Origin of the sequence: Streptomyces mutabilis (genome assembly GCF_046628145.1) — a bacterium.
Taxonomy (GTDB): Bacteria; Actinomycetota; Actinomycetes; order Streptomycetales; family Streptomycetaceae; genus Streptomyces; species Streptomyces mutabilis.
Window position 1 is genome coordinate 7,101,227 of the sequence record NZ_CP176874.1, and the last position, 15,661, is coordinate 7,116,887.

General features: G+C 72.4%; 12 protein-coding genes. 7 read left to right on the forward strand and 5 right to left on the reverse strand.

Annotated elements, in window-relative coordinates:
• Window positions 1–22: 22 nt before the first annotated feature.
• Window positions 23–301: a DUF4235 domain-containing protein gene (locus ACLIN4_RS31810; protein WP_219181595.1), complete on the reverse strand. Its 279-nt coding sequence runs from the start codon at window positions 299–301 to the stop codon at window positions 23–25.
• 77 nt (window positions 302–378) lie between these two features.
• A complete protein-coding gene (locus tag ACLIN4_RS31815) occupies window positions 379–1,404 on the reverse strand; it encodes a glutathione S-transferase family protein (RefSeq protein ID WP_107479068.1) in 1,026 nt (341 codons plus the stop codon).
• Between the two features lie 255 nt (window positions 1,405–1,659).
• On the opposite strand from ACLIN4_RS31815, the gene ACLIN4_RS31820 reads away from it, so the two are divergent.
• Window positions 1,660–2,580 (forward strand): cation diffusion facilitator family transporter, encoded by a 921-nt coding sequence (locus ACLIN4_RS31820; protein WP_179350515.1) that lies wholly within the window; start codon window positions 1,660–1,662, stop codon window positions 2,578–2,580.
• A gap of 63 nt (window positions 2,581–2,643) precedes the next feature.
• Here the strand turns inward: ACLIN4_RS31820 and ACLIN4_RS31825 are convergent, their stop codons facing one another.
• Window positions 2,644–3,093 (reverse strand): nitroreductase family deazaflavin-dependent oxidoreductase, encoded by a 450-nt coding sequence (locus ACLIN4_RS31825; RefSeq protein WP_107479067.1) that lies wholly within the window; start codon window positions 3,091–3,093, stop codon window positions 2,644–2,646.
• A gap of 353 nt (window positions 3,094–3,446) precedes the next feature.
• Between ACLIN4_RS31825 and ACLIN4_RS31830 the strand changes: the two genes are divergently transcribed.
• From ACLIN4_RS31830 to ACLIN4_RS31845, 4 genes are all read left to right on the forward strand, one after another.
• Complete coding sequence (locus tag ACLIN4_RS31830; protein ID WP_107479066.1) at window positions 3,447–4,667, forward strand: cytochrome P450; 1,221 nt, start codon at window positions 3,447–3,449, stop codon at window positions 4,665–4,667.
• A gap of 12 nt (window positions 4,668–4,679) precedes the next feature.
• Window positions 4,680–4,880: a ferredoxin gene (locus ACLIN4_RS31835; RefSeq protein WP_100048480.1), complete on the forward strand. Its 201-nt coding sequence runs from the start codon at window positions 4,680–4,682 to the stop codon at window positions 4,878–4,880.
• Between the two features lie 97 nt (window positions 4,881–4,977).
• Complete coding sequence (locus tag ACLIN4_RS31840) at window positions 4,978–5,499, forward strand: flavoprotein (RefSeq protein ID WP_411576798.1); 522 nt, start codon at window positions 4,978–4,980, stop codon at window positions 5,497–5,499.
• 77 nt (window positions 5,500–5,576) lie between these two features.
• Window positions 5,577–6,545 carry an aldo/keto reductase gene (locus ACLIN4_RS31845; protein ID WP_289909135.1) on the forward strand — a complete coding sequence of 323 codons (969 nt, stop codon included), beginning with the start codon at window positions 5,577–5,579 and terminating at the stop codon, window positions 6,543–6,545.
• A gap of 34 nt (window positions 6,546–6,579) precedes the next feature.
• Here ACLIN4_RS31845 and ACLIN4_RS31850 read toward each other — a convergent pair whose 3' ends face one another.
• Together ACLIN4_RS31850 and ACLIN4_RS31855 are read right to left on the reverse strand one after the other, a co-directional pair.
• On the reverse strand, window positions 6,580–7,230 hold the full coding sequence (locus ACLIN4_RS31850) for a DUF4232 domain-containing protein (protein ID WP_289909134.1): 651 nt from the start codon (window positions 7,228–7,230) through the stop codon (window positions 6,580–6,582).
• A gap of 207 nt (window positions 7,231–7,437) precedes the next feature.
• Window positions 7,438–9,816 (reverse strand): SpoIIE family protein phosphatase, encoded by a 2,379-nt coding sequence (locus ACLIN4_RS31855; RefSeq protein WP_289909133.1) that lies wholly within the window; start codon window positions 9,814–9,816, stop codon window positions 7,438–7,440.
• Between the two features lie 265 nt (window positions 9,817–10,081).
• On the opposite strand from ACLIN4_RS31855, the gene ACLIN4_RS31860 reads away from it, so the two are divergent.
• A complete protein-coding gene (locus ACLIN4_RS31860) occupies window positions 10,082–13,168 on the forward strand; it encodes a glycoside hydrolase family 2 TIM barrel-domain containing protein (RefSeq protein WP_307651712.1) in 3,087 nt (1,028 codons plus the stop codon).
• A gap of 159 nt (window positions 13,169–13,327) precedes the next feature.
• Window positions 13,328–15,571 carry a glycoside hydrolase family 9 protein gene (locus ACLIN4_RS31865; RefSeq protein WP_289909131.1) on the forward strand — a complete coding sequence of 748 codons (2,244 nt, stop codon included), beginning with the start codon at window positions 13,328–13,330 and terminating at the stop codon, window positions 15,569–15,571.
• The last annotated feature ends 90 nt before the right edge of the window (window positions 15,572–15,661 follow it).

Genomic DNA, 15,661 nt, shown 5'->3' on the forward strand with positions numbered 1-15,661 from the left:
CGGAAAGGGGGCTGCCGCCGGGTCAGTCCCGGCCGCCCTTGTCGCCGACCGGCCAGACGCCGGTCGAGCGCTCGATGGCCTTGGCGCCCGTGCGGTCCACGGCACTGCGCACCGCGGCGAAGATGGCACCCTGGATCGCGGCGGCCAGCAGGATCTCCCCCCAGCCGCGGTCCGGGTCCAGCGCGTCGGGCGCGTCGTCCTCGTGCCGGAGCACCTTCCAGGTCTTCTGGAAGGCCATGCCGGCCAGCGCGCCGCCCGCCCAGCCCAGCACGAAACCGACGGGCTTGTAGGCGAGGGGCATCGTCTTCTTCTTCTTCCTGCCCACGTGCATCTCCTTGCGTTAGGTGAGTGACATCGGTTGCCTGGTCGGTCCCGCGGTCAGGGCCTGCCCTGTACCGGGACCGTCTCGTCGGCGCGGACCGGGGCCGGCGGAGTCCCGTCGCCGAACGGCCGGCCGCCCAGTTCCTGCCGGTGATGGGGCGTGAGCCAGCCGGACAGGTCCGGGCCCAGGGGCACGACGGCGGTCGGATTGATGCCGGTGTGCACCTGGTAGTAGTGACGTTTGATGTGGTCGAAGTCGACGGTGTCGCCGAAACCCGGCGTCTGGAACAGGTCGCGCACGTACCCCCACAGCACCGCGTTCTCGGTCAGCTTCCAGCGGTTGCACTTGAAGTGACCGTGGTAGACGGCGTCGAAGCGGACCAGCGTGGTGAACAGCCGGATGTCCGCCTCCGTGATCGTGTCGCCGACCAGGTAGCGCTGCCGCTCCAGGCGCGGTGTCAGCTGCTCCAGCCGCCGGAACACGCCCGCGCAGGCCTCCTCGTACTCCTCCTGGCCGGTGGCGAAGCCCGCCCGGTACACGCCGTTGTTGACGTCCTCGTAGACGCCCGCCATGACCTCGTCGATCTCGTCGCGCAGCGCCTCGGGATACAGGTCGGGCGCCCCCGGGCGGTGCAGGGACGTCCACTCGGTCGCCAGGTCCAGGGTGATCTGCTGGAAGTCGTTGGTGACCAGCTTCCCGCTGGGCACGTCCACGATCGCCGGCACGCTCACCCCGCCCGGGTAGCCGGTCTCCCGCCGGTCGTAGGCCTCGCTGAGGTAGCGGATGCCGAGGACCGGGTCGCGGCCGTCGGGGTCCAGCGTGAACCGCCAGCTGCGGTCGTCCTGGATCGGATCGGCGACCGCCAGGGACAGGGCGTCCTCCAGGCCGAGCAGCCGCCGCGACACCAGCGCCCGGCTCGCCCACGGACAGGCCCGGCTCACCACCAGCCGGTAACGGCCGGGAGCCACCGGCCAGCCGTCCCGGCCGTCCGCGGTGATCCGGTCCGCGAAGTGGCTCCTGGACCGCTTGAACGCCTTCCTGCCGTAGCCGCTGTTGCCGGGCGTCCCGCCGTCACCGCTCATGACCCTGCCTTCCGGTCGTCCGTGTGCTCTGGTGGACACGTTCCCCGTTTTCGGCCGTCGGCACTGGTGGGCCACCGGTGGGCCACCCGCAAGGCGGGTGTGAGCCACGCGGGTGGGGGCAGTCGGCCCCTCGTGAGTGGGACAGCATCGAAGGAAACGCCGGAACGGGACACCGACCGCGAGGGCCGCGGCCAGGACAGCGGCACGGCCGCAGGCCAGGAGCGTCGCAAGGCCGACCGCAGGACTCGCGTCACCGTGCTGGTCGCCCTGGCGGCCAACCTGGTGATCGCCGCCGCCAAGGCGGTGGGCGGCTTCGTCGCGGGTTCACCCGCACTGCTCTCGGAGGCCGCGCACTCGGTCGCCGACAGCATGAACGAGGTCTTCCTCCTCGCCGCACTGCGCCGCAGCCGCCGGCCCGCCGACCGCAGGCACCCCTTCGGCTACGGCAAGGAACGCTTCTTCTGGTCGCTGCTCGCCGCCGTCGGCATCTTCGTCATGGGCGGCTGCTTCTCCTTCTACCAGGGCGTGGAGGCCCTGCGGACCGGCGCCCAGGAGGAACTCGGCGGCTACGTCGCCGGACTGATCGTGCTCGGTGTCGCCCTGCTCGCCGAGGGGGCCTCCCTGCTGCGGGCCCTGTACCAGGTGCGGGGCCAGGGCGGGGTGAGCGCCGGCCTGCGCGACCCGGCCCTGCGCACGGTCGTCGCCGAGGACGGCACCGCGGTCCTCGGGGTGACCCTCGCCATGGCCGGCATGATCCTGCACATGGTCACGGGACAGGTCGTGTGGGAGGCATGCGCGTCGCTCGCCATCGGCACACTGCTCGTGTACGTGGCCTACCGGCTGGGCCGCGAGGCACGCGACCAGCTCATCGGCGAGGCCGCCGACCCGGAGGCCAGCGGCCGGATCCGCTCGCTGCTGCGGGCCCAGCCGGAGATCGACAGCGTCGAGGCGCTGTTCACGATGAAGACGGGGCTCGACTCCACCCTGGTGGCCGCCCGCGTCGATCTGATGCCGGGCCTGGACAGCGAGCGGGTGGAGGAGGTCGCCGTGCGCATCAAGCGGTCGATCGCCCACGCCGTGCCCGAGGCACAGCAGATCTTCCTGGACGTCACCGACCGACTCGCGCGGGAGGCAGCGGAAGGCCCCGCCGCGACGGGGGAACGCGGCGGGGCCTGACCCACGTGTGCCCCGGCCGACGTCGTCCATGCACACGGATCCGGGGAATTTCCGGCCGCCGGCTCAGCTCCCGCCGGTCGGTTCCAGCACGAAGACCGGGATCTCCCGTTCCGTCTTCTCCTGGTAGTCGGCGTACGGCGGATACGCCGCCACCGCGCGCTCCCACCACACGGCCTTCTCCGCGCCGGTGACCTCACGGGCCGTCATGTCCTGCTTCACCGGCCCGTCCTGGAGTTCCACCCGGGGATCGGCCTTGACGTTGTGGTACCAGACCGGGTGCTTGGGCGCCCCGCCCAGGGAAGCGACCACGGCGTACCGGCCCTCGTGCTCGACGCGCATCAGCGGCGTCTTGCGGATCCTGCCGCTCCGTGCTCCGCGGGTGGTCAGCACGATCACGGGCATGCCCGTGTCCTTCAGGGTCGTGCCCTTCGTACCGCCCGAGCTCTCGTACAGCTCGACCTGTTCGCGCACCCACCGCGTCGGGCTGGGTTCGTACTCGCCGTCCAGAGGCATGGCATCCGTCCCATCGTCACGTCGTACGGCTGACTGGCACCGTGCTTCAACACCGTCCGGTGCCCGATCCATCCGTACCCGTCCTCGGGCCGCCGGTGCACGTCCCGTCGGCACGATCACCCGTGGCGGGATCCGGCGCGCCGTGCCGGCCGACGGGCGGCGCCATCGCGCCACGTCCGTCGTACGCGGACGGCCCCTCGGTGGGCACAGGTGTTCACCGTCCGGCGGCGCTACGGCGAACTCCGGCCAGTCCGTCCCCACCACCGATCTGGCCGAACTTGACGTCGTCGGATGGATGCCCGGGGCATCTAATGAAGATCGGCACGACGCACTCTTCGTCTGCGAGGTCTTCCATGACGGACACCGACACGACGACGGACGCGAACGCGACACGACCCGTCGCCTTTCCCCAGGACCGGACCTGTCCCTACCACCCTCCCGCCGCCTACGACCCGCTGCGCGCCACCCGGCCGCTGGCCCGGATCACCCTCTTCGACGGCCGCCCGGCCTGGCTGGTGACCGGACACGCCACCGCCCGCCGGCTGCTGGCCGACCCGCGGCTGTCCACCGACCGCACCCGCGACGGCTTCCCGGCCACATCCGCCCGCCTCGCCGCCGTGCGCCCGCGCAGGACCGCCCTCCTGGGCGTCGACGACCCCGAGCACCGCGCCCAGCGCAAGCTGGTGCTGCCCGAGTTCACCCTCAAGCGCGCCGCCGCCCTGCGCCCGCGCATCCAGCGGATCGTCGACGAACGGCTCGACGCGATGATCGCGCAGGGGCCGCCCGCCGAACTCGTGTCGGCCTTCGCCCTGCCCGTGCCGTCGATGGTGATCTGCGCGCTGCTCGGAGTCCCCTACGCCGACCACGACTTCTTCGAGGAGCAGTCCCGCAGGCTGCTGCGCGGCCCCAGGCCGGCCGACGCCCAGGACGCCCGCGACCGACTGGAGGGCTACCTGGGGAAGTTGATCGACCGCAAGCGGCACTCGCCCGGTGAGGGCCTGCTGGACGACCTCGTCCGCAAGCAGACGGCCGGAGGGGAGTTCGACCGCGACCAGCTCATCGCCTTCGCGTTCATCCTGCTGGTCGCCGGACACGAGACGACCGCCAACATGATCTCGCTGGGCACCTTCACCCTCCTCGGCCACCCCCGGCGGCTGGCCGAACTGCGCGCGGACCCCTCGCTGCTGCCCGGCGCGGTCGAGGAACTGATGCGCATGCTGTCCATCGCGGACGGGCTGCTGCGGCTGGCCACCGAGGACATCGACGTGGACGGCACGACCGTCCGGGCCGGCGAAGGCGTCGTCTTCTCGACCTCCGTCATCAACCGCGACGAGACCGTCTACCCCGACCCGGACGCCCTCGACTGGCACCGTCCGGCCCGGCACCACGTGGCCTTCGGCTTCGGCATCCACCAGTGCCTCGGCCAGAACCTGGCCCGCGCCGAACTGGAGATCGCCCTGCGCACCCTCTTCGACCGGCTGCCCACGCTGCGCCTGGCCGCACCACCTGAGGAGATCCCCTTCAAGCCCGGCGACACGATCCAGGGGATGCTCGAACTCCCCGTGGCCTGGTAGGAGGCTCCGGACATGCACATCGACATCGACAAGGACAGCTGCATCGGCGCGGGCCAGTGCGCGCTGACCGCCCCGGACGTGTTCGCCCAGGACGACGACGGATACAGCACGGTGCGGCCGGGGCGGGAGGACGGCGGGGGCAGCGCCCTGGTGCGGGAGGCGGCCCGGGCGTGCCCGGTCGGCGCCATCAGCGTGTCGGAGCGGGTGGGCTGACACCGGCCCGCGCCGCCCGCCGCCCGTTCAGTAGGGTTCCCGGGTGAGCGAACAGGGCTGGAACATCCAGGAAGCCGACGATCCGGAGACGAACGAGATTCCCGGGAAGCCGTTCCTCTACGTCGTCGTCTGCGCCGCCGGCGTGGCCTCCGGCGTCGGCGGGCTGATCGCCGCCGCGCGGGAACGCGGCTGGGAGGTCGGCGTCTTCGCGACGCCGGTCTCCCTGAACGGGTTCTTCGACACCGCCGCCGTCGAGGCGCAGACCGGCCGGCCGATCAGGTCGGCCTGGCGCCGTCCCGGCGAGCCGCGCCCCTTTCCGGCGCCGGACGCCGTGGTGGTCGCGCCCGCCACCTTCAACACGGTCAACAAGTGGGCCGCCGGCCTGGCCGACAACCTCGCCCTGGCCACCCTGTGCGAGGTGTGCGGCCTCGACGTCCCCGTCGCCGTCCTGCCGTGCGTCGCCGACGCGCTGGCTTCCCATCCCGCGTACCGGGAGAGCCTGACCCGGCTGCGCGGGATGGGCGTGCGCTTCGCCGACCCCTGCGCGGGCGAGGGGGAGGACGGCGACCGCGCCGATTTCGCCTGGGAGCGGGCGCTGGACCTGCTCGAACGGCGCTGACCCGCCCCGCTCGGAGCCCGCACGAAGACGTACGCTCCCCTTTGGTACTGACGATCCCGAAGACAGGAGCAGCAACGATGCAGTACGTGAAGCTCGGCTCGACGGGCCTGGACGTGTCGCGGATCTGCCTGGGCTGCATGACGTACGGCGTCCCCGACCGGGGCACCCACGAGTGGACCCTCGACGAGGAGGCCTCGCGTCCGCTGATCCGGCAGGCGCTGGAGGCGGGCATCACCTTCTTCGACACGGCCAACGTCTACTCCGACGGCACCAGCGAGGAGATCGTCGGCAAGGCCCTCGGCGACTTCGCCCGCCGGGACGACATCGTGCTGGCGACCAAGGTGAACGGCCGGATGCGCCCCGGGCCCAACGGCGCGGGACTGTCCCGCAAAGCGATCATGACCGAGATCGACCACAGCCTCAGGCGCCTGGGCACCGACTACGTCGACCTGTACCAGATCCACCGCTTCGACCCGACCACGCCGGTCGAGGAGACGATGGAGGCCCTGCACGACCTCGTCAAGGCGGGCAAGGTCCGCTACATCGGGGCCAGTTCGATGTACGCCTGGCAGTTCTCCAAGATGCAGTACACCGCCGAGCGGCACGGCTGGACGAAGTTCGTCTCCATGCAGAACCACTACAACCTCCTCTACCGCGAGGAGGAGCGCGAGATGCTGCCCCTCTGCGCCGACCAGGGCGTCGGCGTGCTGCCGTGGAGCCCGCTCGCCCGCGGCCGGCTCACCCGCGACTGGGACACCGCCACCGAGCGCAGCGCCACCGACAACTTCGGCAGCACGCTCTACCAGGAGGGCGACCGCGCCGTGGTCGAGGCGGTCACCCGCATCGCCGGCGACCGCGGGGTGCCGCGCGCCCAGGTGGCCCTCGCCTGGCTGCTGCACCGGGACACGGTGACCGCGCCGATCGTCGGGGCGTCGAAGCCGGGGCACCTCGAGGACGCCGTGGCGGCGGTCGAACTGGCGCTCACCGAGAAGGAGATCGAGGAGCTGGAGCGTCCGTACGCGCCGCACCCGATCGCCGGTCACTGATCACGGCGCGCCTCCGGGCGTCTCCCCGGACGCCTCAGGGGCCCGTTCCGGCCTCCAGGGCGGTGAGCGACACCGACGACTCGCCGCCGCCGACCGGCACCTCGCCGGCCGTCCACTCCACCTCGATCGGGTCGTGTTCGTCCGGCGGCGTCACGAGCAGCGCCGCCGGCGTGGCGGTCCGGGCGCCGCTGATCTGCGGACTGGAGAACGACAGTCCGGCCCACGCGCTCTTGCCCGGCGTCAGCGTGACGGTCTCGGGGGAGGCGGGTGCGCGCTCCGGGTCCGGGCCCAGCTGCTCGCCGGACGCGCCGACGAAGGCGGCGCCCGGATAGCCGTACAGCGTGCACGTGCGGTCGGAGGTGTTGGTCAGCACGATCGGGAAGTTCCGCTGACCCGCTCCCGGGTCCACCCGGCCGACCGCGGCGCGCAGTTCGGAGGTGTGGCAGCGGCTGTCGGTGCGGGCGGAGGCGGATGCGGAACCGGCGGTGTCACTGGGCGCCGCGGTCGCCGCCGGAGCGGTGCCGGTCGCGGTGCCGGTGCCGGGGGTCGTGGTGCGGGGGGCCTGGGTGGGTCGCGGGGCACTCGACGTACTGCTTTCGCTGCCGCAGGCGCCCACCAGGCCGAGGAGCGCGACCGCGCTCGCGAGCAGGGCGGTGCGGCCTACGGGCCGTGATGTGTTGGCCATCGCTTCTCCACACTCCCGTCAGGTCTCGCACAGGGCCGGCGCGCGGGGCGGCACCGTTCGCCCTGTGACTTCGAGTGTCCCGCCGCACCGGCCGGGAAACGAGGGGCGCGCATCCCCCGGGGGCACCGGTCGAATCCGCTCCCCGGGCGCGCGTATCCGGCCGCCTTCTCCGGGCGCACACCCCCGGATGCGTGCGTGTCCCCCGGGTCACTCCTCGTCGAGCAGCCCCAGCTCCGCCCAGATGGTCTTGCCCTCGGTCGTGTGCCGGCTGCCCCAGCGCTGGGTCAGCTGGGCGACCAGCAGCAGCCCGCGACCGCCCTCGTCCCAGGTCTTGGCCCGGCGCAGATGGGGCGCCGTGTGGCTGGTGTCGGAGACTTCGCAGATCAGTGTGGCCGTGTCGTGGATCAGCCGCAGCCGGATGGGCGGGGAGCCGTACCGGATGGCGTTGGTGACCAGCTCGCTCACCACCAGCTCGGCGGTGAAGGAAGCCTCCAGCAGGGCCCAGGCGGACAGCTGCTCGATGACCTGCTTGCGTACGGGGGCGACCAGTGACGGGTCGGCCGGGATGTCCCAGGTGGCGACCTGGCCTGCGGGCAGCCCCCGGGTGCGGGCCAGCAGCAGTGCCACGTCGTCGGCGGCGCCGCCCGGCGGCAGCAGGGCGTGCAGGACCCGGTCGCAGGTCGCGTCCAGCGACTCGGCGGGCTCGGTCAGTGCCTCGCGCAGCAGTGTCTGACCGGTGTCGGCGTCCCGGTCCCGGCTCTCGATCAGCCCGTCGGTGCAGAACGCCAGCACGCTGCCCTCACGCAGCTCCAGCTCGGCCGACTCGAACGGCAGCCCGCCCACGCCCAGCGGGGGTCCCGAGGGCAGCCCGATCTGCCGGGGCGGGCCGTCCGGCGGGACCAGGACGGGCGGCGGGTGCCCGGCGCGGGCCAGCGAGCAGCGCCGCGACACCGGGTCGTAGACCGCGTACAGGCAGGTGGCGCCGACCTCGCCGGCGCCGTTGTCGCCGGATTCCTCGGACAGCCGGACGACCAGGTCGTCGAGGTGGGTGAGGAGCTCGTCGGGCGGCAGGTCGATGTCGGCGAGCGTGCGCACGGCGGTGCGCAGCCGGCCCATGGTGGCCGAGGCCTGGATGCCGTGGCCGACGACGTCCCCGACGACCATGGCGACCCGCATCCCGGACAGCGGGATCACGTCGAACCAGTCGCCGCCGACCCCGGAGCGCGCCGCCGGGAGGTAGCGGGAGGCGGCCTCCACCGCGGCGGTGGGCGGCAGCCAGCGGGGAAGCAGGCTGCGTTGCAGCGTCAGCGTCGTCTCGCGCTCGCGGGAGTAGCGGCGGGCGTTGTCGATGCAGACGGCGGCGCGGGCGGTGACCTCCTCGGCCAGCAGCCGGTCGTCGTCGGTGAAGGGGTACGGCCGCCGGTACCGGGTGAACACCGCGACGCCGAGGGTCGTGCCGCGGGCCTGCAGCGGCACGGACATCGTGGAGTGGATCCCGTACTCCTCGACCCGCCGGACCCGGACGGGGTCCCACTCCCGCCACCGCTCCAGGTCCCCGGAGGGCACCGCGGCCACGACCGCGCGTCCCGCGACCAGACACTCGGCCTGGGGTGAGCCGGCCGGGTAGACGTCCAGCCGGCCGGGCTCGGCCACCGCCTCCGGGCAGCCCGGGGTGACGGACTGGTGGGCCGCGCGGCGCAGGCCCACCGGAGGGGCGGGCACGGCGGGGGGATCGTCCCCGTGCTCCTGCGGGTCCAGCAGGTCGACGCTCACGAAGTCGGCCAGCGCGGGCACGCACACGTCCGCGAGTTCCTGTGCCGTGCGGGTGACGTCGAGCGTGCTGCCGATGCGCACGCTGGCCTCGTTGACCAGCTGCAGCCGTTCCCGGGCGAGGTGCTGCTCGGTGAAGTCGTGGGCGCTGACGCAGACACCGCGCACCTGGCCGTCCGCGTCGGTGAGGGGCGCGATGCGGGCGTGCCACGCGTGGGCGCGGCTCTCGCCGGTGGCCTTGAGGTGGGCGTGCATGTCGTACCCGAGGCCGGTGGCGAGCACCTGCCGGATGTGCCGTTCGAGCTCCGCGTGCCGCGGCTTGCTGCCGATGTCGGTGGGCCGCAGCCCGCGCAGGCGGTCGGCCGGCAGGCCGAGCAGGCGCGCCATGGTGTCGTTGACACCGCGCAGCCGGAGCCGGTCGTCGAAGATCATCGTGGCGCAGGGCGACTGGGTGAGAGCGGCCCTGACCAGTGGGTCGTCGGCACGGTCGGGGGCGTGGTCCAGCGGGGTCACGGCGAGCCAGGTACCGGGACCGCCGTCGTCCGGCGGCCTGCGGTGGGCGAGCACCCACACGGACACGGTCCGTCCGTCGCGGTGCCGCAGCGCCAGAGTGCCGCTCCACCGCTCGTCACCGGGTCCGGGCACCGTGCCGTCCGGACGGTCCACCAGCAGCCCGGCGGCGGGGCGCCCGACGACGTCGGCGGCCGAGTGGCCCAGCAGCAGGCCGGCGCCCTCGTTCCACTCCCGCAGGGTGCCGGAGTCGTCGATGACTGCGCGGGCCGTGGCGGCATCGTCGGACGGGTTGACCGGACTCATCGTCGCCACTCCATTGCGCACACCCACAGTGAACAGCGCGTCACCTGAGCCCAAGCGTAGTGCGTCCGGGGCCGGTACGGACCGGAACCAACGGTCTCGCACATCCCCGGCGGCCCACGCGCCACCTGGCGGGCCGGGCCGCACGGGGCAGAAAGTGCTTTCCGTGCCCTTGACGGGCGTGTGTGGCAGGACGTCAGAATCTGTTTGTTCACGATCAGTTGTGAGTACTTCTGAGCCCTGCTGGGCCTGATGAGGGAGATCCGCCATGACGGTCACGCGCAGATCGGTCCTGATCGCCTCCGCCGCCGCACCGGCGGCCGGGGCGCTGCCGGGTGCCCCCTCGGCATGGGCCGCGGACGCGACGGGAAGCGGTGCGGGACGCGCCACCGTCCCCCTGCGAGACGGCTGGCGCTTCCTGCTGGTCGCCCCCGACGGCGCCGCCGAGGACACCACCGGCGCCGCCGACCCGGCGTACGACGACTCGGCGTGGCGCGAGGTCGCCGTGCCGCACGACTGGAGCATCGAGCAGACGCCCACCACCGAGCACGGCACCACCAGCGGCACCGGCTTCCTGCCGGGCGGACTCGGCTGGTACCGCCTCGCCTTCACGCTGCCGCCCGCCCTCGCCGGGAAGCGGATCTCGGTCGAGTTCGACGGCGTGTACATGGACTGTCGCGTCCACTGCAACGGCCGCGAGGTCGGCCGCCACCCCTACGGCTACACGGGCTTCGCCCTCGACCTCACCGACCTGGTGCACACCGACGGCCGCACCGAGAACGTCCTCGCGGTCCAGGTGCGCAACCGACTGCCGAGCAGCCGCTGGTACTCCGGCAGCGGCATCTACCGCGAGGCCCGCCTCGTCGTCACCGAGCCGGTGCACGTACGGCGCTGGGGCACGTACGTCACCACACCGCGGGTCGACGAGGAGCGCGCCACGGTCCGGGTGAGGACCGACGTCGTCAACGCGTCGGGCGCCGCGCGCGAGGTCGAGGTCCGGTCGAGGGTCGAGGACGCCGACGGGCGCACGGTCGCCCGCGCCGCCTCCACGACCGCCGTCACCGGTGAGGCGAGCGAGGTCCACGAACTCACCGTCGCCCGCCCCCGTCGGTGGGACTTCGCGGACCCGCACCGCTACACCCTGCACACCGAACTGCGCGTCGGCGGGCGGACCGTCGACACCTACCGCACCCCGTTCGGCATCCGCACCTTCCACGTCGACCCCGACGAGGGCTTCCACCTCAACGGCGCGTACGCCAAGATCAAGGGCGTCGACCTGCACCACGACCTCGGCGCGCTCGGCGCCGCCGTCAGCATCGACGCGATCCGCCGCCAGATGACCATCATGAAGTCGATGGGCGTCAACGCCTTCCGCACCTCCCACAACCCGCCCGCGCCCGAGATGATCGAGGTCTGCGAGGAGCTGGGCATCATCATGCTGGTGGAGGCCTTCGACTGCTGGCGCACCGGCAAGAACCGCTACGACTACGGCCGGTTCTTCGACGAGTGGTGCGAGAAGGACGCCACCGAGATGGTGCTCGCGGCCCGTAACTCGCCCGCCGTCGTCATGTGGTCCATCGGCAACGAGGTCCCCGACTCCACCTCCACCGCCGGGCTCGCCATGGCCGACCGGATCATCGACGCCATCCGCGCCGCCGACGACACCCGCCCGCTGGTCATCGGCTCCGACAAGTACCGCCGGATGCCCGCCAAGGGTTCCGCCGCCGACCTGATGCTCGCCAAGCTCGACGGACTCGGCCTCAACTACAACACCGCCAAGTCGGTGGACGACCTGCACGCGGCCTACCCGCACCTGTTCCTCTTCGAGTCCGAGTCGTCGTCCGAGACCTCCACCCGCGGCACCTACCAGGAGCCGGAACACCTCAACACCGGCGAGAACCACACGCCCGGGAAGCGCGCCACCTCTTCCTACGACAACAACCTCGCCTCCTGGACCATGAGCGGCGAGTACGGCCACAAGAAGGACCGGGACCGGAAGTGGTTCGCCGGCCAGTTCCTGTGGTCCGGCATCGACTACATCGGGGAACCGACGCCGTACGACGTCTTCCCGGTCAAGGCGTCCTTCTTCGGCGCGGTCGACACCGCCGGTTTCCCCAAGGACATGTACCACCTGTTCCGCAGCCAGTGGACGGACGAGCCGATGGTCCACCTGCTGCCGACGACCTGGAACCACCGCGAGGGCGAGACCGTCGAGGTCTGGGCGTACGCCAACGTCGACACCGTGGAGCTGTTCCTGAACGGCAGGTCCCTGGGCACCCGTACCTTCGACACCAAGAAGACCGTCGACGGCCGCACGTACCTGGAGACCACCGAGGCCACCGGCGACGACAAGACCTTCACCGACGGCCCCTACCCCGGCAGTTACACCAGCCCCAACGGCAGCGCCGGCAAGCTCCACCTGACCTGGAAGGTGCCCTTCGAGCCGGGCGAACTGAAGGCCGTCGCCCGGCGGGACGGGCGCAGGGTCGCCACCGACGTCCTGCGCACCGCCGGCGCCCCGCACGCGGTGCGCCTCACCCCGGACCGCGAGAGCGTCGCCGCGGACGGCCGCTCCCTGGTCTTCGTGACCGCCGAGGTGGTCGACCGGCGCGGCGTGGTGGTGCCCGGCGCCGAGCACCTGATCTCCTTCGACGTCGCGGGCGGGTCCCTGGCCGGACTGGACAACGGGCGCCAGGAGAGCGCCGAGCGCTACCAGGCCAGTACCCGCACCGCCTTCCACGGCAAGGCCCTCGCCATCGTGCGCTCCGGCAGCCGTCCGGGCACGCTGCGGGTGACCGCCCGCGCGGACGGGCTGCGCACCGGCACGGTGAGCGTGCGCGCCCGGCGCTCCGACGACCCGGCGACCACACCGGCCCCCCGGTTCAGACCGGACCACCCGGCGCCCGTGGACCACCCGCACGCCGACGCGAGCTATTCCGGCCGGCCCGACACCCTGCCCGCCGCGATGCTGGACGGCGATCCGGCCACCGGCTGGTCCAACGGCTTCCACAAGGCGGCCACCGCCCTGCTGCCCGCGTTCGACGGGGCCCGCGCCGAGGACTGGGTGTCGGTCGACCACGGCCGCGGGCGCACCTACGAACGGGTCGAGGTCTCCTTCACCGTCGACGCCGCGCACAGCCTGCCCGCGACGGTGGAGGTCGCCGTCCGGGACGGCCGTGCCTGGCGCGTGGCCGAGGACGTAAGGATCGACTGGGCCACCGCGTCCGACGCGCCGACCGTCATCACCTTCGGCGCGGTACGCGGCTCCGAGATCCGCCTCACGCTGACCAGCCGCCACCCCGGCGAGCCGAGGGGAGCGATCCGCATCAGCCGCCTGGAGGCGCCGGCCGCCTGAGCCGTCGTGCGGGGTCCGGACGGGAACCAGTCCCGTCCGGACCGTTGACGGGGTGTCATGTCTGCCACAAGCATGTCTGCGACCGGGCGTTGGGAGCGCTCCCATTCGGTGAACGCTCCCTCGACGCGAGCACCCGTACCTCCCCCGAGGAGCCCAGACGTGAAAAGACGCAGAACCGCGCTCGTCTCCCTGACGGCCCTGCTGGCGGCGGCCGTCACCGCGCTGCCCGCCGCACCGGCCGGCGCGGAGGAGACCGAGCAGGTCAAGAACGGCACCTTCGACAACGGCACCGAGTCCTGGTGGGCCAGCAGCAACGTCACCGCGGCCGTGACCGACGGCCGGCTGTGCGCCGACGCCCCGGGCGGCACCGCCAACCGCTGGGACGCGGCCGTCGGCCAGAACGACATCACCCTGGTCGCGGGGGAGTCGTACAAGTTCTCCTTCACCGCGACCGGCACGCCCGCCGACCACGTGGTCCGGGCGATCGTGGGCCTGTCGGTGTCCCCGTACGACACGTACCACGAGGTCAGTCCGCAGCTCAGCGTCTCCGGCAACACCTACTCGTACACCTTCACCTCACCCGTCGACACCACCCAGGGCCAGGTCGGCTTCCAGCTCGGCGGGACGCCGGAGGCCTGGCGCTTCTGCGTGGACGACGTGTCCCTGCTGGGCGGGGTAAAGCCCGAGCCGTACGTGCCCGACACCGGGCCGCGCGTGCGGGTCAACCAGGTCGGCTACCTGCCGTCCGGCCCCAAGAACGCCACCGTCGTCACCGACGCGACCTCGCGCCTGCCCTGGCAGCTGAAGAACGACCGCGGACGGGTCGTCGCCCACGGCTGGAGCAAGCCGCGCGGCGTGGACGCCTCCTCCGGGCAGAACGTCCACTCGATCGACTTCGGCCGCTACAAGAAGCGCGGCGAGGGCTACACGCTGGTCGCCGACGGGGAGACCAGCCGCCCCTTCGACATCGGCAGCGCCGCCTACGAGAAGCTGCGCACCGACTCCGCGAAGTACTACTACACGCAGCGCAGCGGCACCCCCATCAGCGACGAGCTGCGCCCGGGTTACGCCCGGCCCGCCGGACACGTGGGCGTGGCACCCAACCAGGGCGACACCGAGGTGCCCTGCCAGCCCGGCGTCTGCGACTACACCCTCGACGTCTCCGGCGGCTGGTACGACGCCGGCGACCACGGCAAGTACGTCGTCAACGGCGGCATCTCCACCTGGGAGCTGCTCAGCACCTACGAGCGCTCGCTGCACGCCCGCACTGGTGAACCGTCGAAGCTCGGCGACGGAACGCTCGACATCCCCGAGAGCGGCAACAAGGTGCCGGACATCCTCGACGAGGTCCGCTGGGAGCTGGACTTCCTGCTGAAGATGCAGGTGCCCCAGGGGCAACCGCTGGCCGGCATGGCCCACCACAAGATCCACGACGAGGCGTGGACCGGACTGCCGCTGCTGCCGAGCGACGACCCCCAGAAGCGCGAACTGCACCCGCCGACCACCGCGGCGACCCTGAACCTGGCGGCGACGGCCGCGCAGGCCGCCCGCCTCTACCGCCCCTACGACCGCCAGTTCGCCGCGAAGGCGCTCGACGCGGCCCGCACGGCGTGGGCGGCGGCCCTGGCCCACCCGGACGTGCTCGCCGACGAGACGGACGGCATCGGCGGCGGCGCCTACCCCGACGCCGGCGTCGCCGACGAGTTCTACTGGGCGGCGGCCGAGCTGTACCTGACGACGGGGGAGCGGGGCTTCGAGGAGTACGTGCTGAACTCCCCGGTCCACACCGCCGACATCTTCGGCCCGCTCGGCTTCGACTGGGCGCGGACCGCGGCGGCGGCCCGCCTGGACCTGGCGACCGTGCCCAACCGGCTCCCCGGCCGCGACCGGGTCCGCCGCTCCGTCGTCCAGGGCGCCGACACGTACCTGGCCACGCTGAAGGCCCACCCGTACGGCATGCCCTACGCCCCCGAGGACAACGTCTACGACTGGGGCTCCAGCCACCAGATCCTCAACAACGCCGTCGTCCTCGCCACCGCCTACGACATCACCGGTGCCTCGAAGTACCGTGACGGCGCCCTCCAGAGCATGGACTACATCCTGGGCCGCAACGCCCTGAACATGTCGTACGTCACCGGCTACGGCGAGGTCAACGCGCACAACCAGCACAGCCGCTGGTACGCCAAGCAGCTCGACCCGTCGCTGCCCGCCCCGCCGGACGGCACCCTGTCCGGCGGACCGAACTCGAACATCCAGGACCCCTACGCGCAGAGCAAACTCCAGGGTTGCGTCGCCCAGTTCTGCTTCATCGACGACATCCAGTCCTGGTCGACCAACGAGCACACCATCAACTGGAACGCCGCACTGGCCCGGATGGCCTCCTTCGTGGCGGACCAGAGCTGACCGCACCACCGCCCCGCCCGCCTCTCGCGGTACCGCCCCCCAACCCTCTGACCTGCTGATATTTACTGGTCAGTACCCGCGCGGTACCGT

What these genes read in the sequence shown, in the direction of transcription:
- ACLIN4_RS31810 (WP_219181595.1), bottom strand. Translation starts at nt 301, where the DNA reads ATGCCCCTCGCCTACAAGCCCGTCGGTTTCGTGCTGGGCTGGGCGGGC.
- ACLIN4_RS31815 (WP_107479068.1), bottom strand. Translation starts at nt 1,404, where the DNA reads ATGAGCGGTGACGGCGGGACGCCCGGCAACAGCGGCTACGGCAGGAAG.
- ACLIN4_RS31825 (WP_107479067.1), bottom strand. Translation starts at nt 3,093, where the DNA reads ATGCCTCTGGACGGCGAGTACGAACCCAGCCCGACGCGGTGGGTGCGC.
- ACLIN4_RS31830 (WP_107479066.1), top strand. Translation starts at nt 3,447, where the DNA reads ATGACGGACACCGACACGACGACGGACGCGAACGCGACACGACCCGTC.
- ACLIN4_RS31835 (WP_100048480.1), top strand. Translation starts at nt 4,680, where the DNA reads ATGCACATCGACATCGACAAGGACAGCTGCATCGGCGCGGGCCAGTGC.
- ACLIN4_RS31845 (WP_289909135.1), top strand. Translation starts at nt 5,577, where the DNA reads ATGCAGTACGTGAAGCTCGGCTCGACGGGCCTGGACGTGTCGCGGATC.
- ACLIN4_RS31850 (WP_289909134.1), bottom strand. Translation starts at nt 7,230, where the DNA reads ATGGCCAACACATCACGGCCCGTAGGCCGCACCGCCCTGCTCGCGAGC.
- ACLIN4_RS31855 (WP_289909133.1), bottom strand. Translation starts at nt 9,816, where the DNA reads ATGAGTCCGGTCAACCCGTCCGACGATGCCGCCACGGCCCGCGCAGTC.
- ACLIN4_RS31860 (WP_307651712.1), top strand. Translation starts at nt 10,082, where the DNA reads ATGACGGTCACGCGCAGATCGGTCCTGATCGCCTCCGCCGCCGCACCG.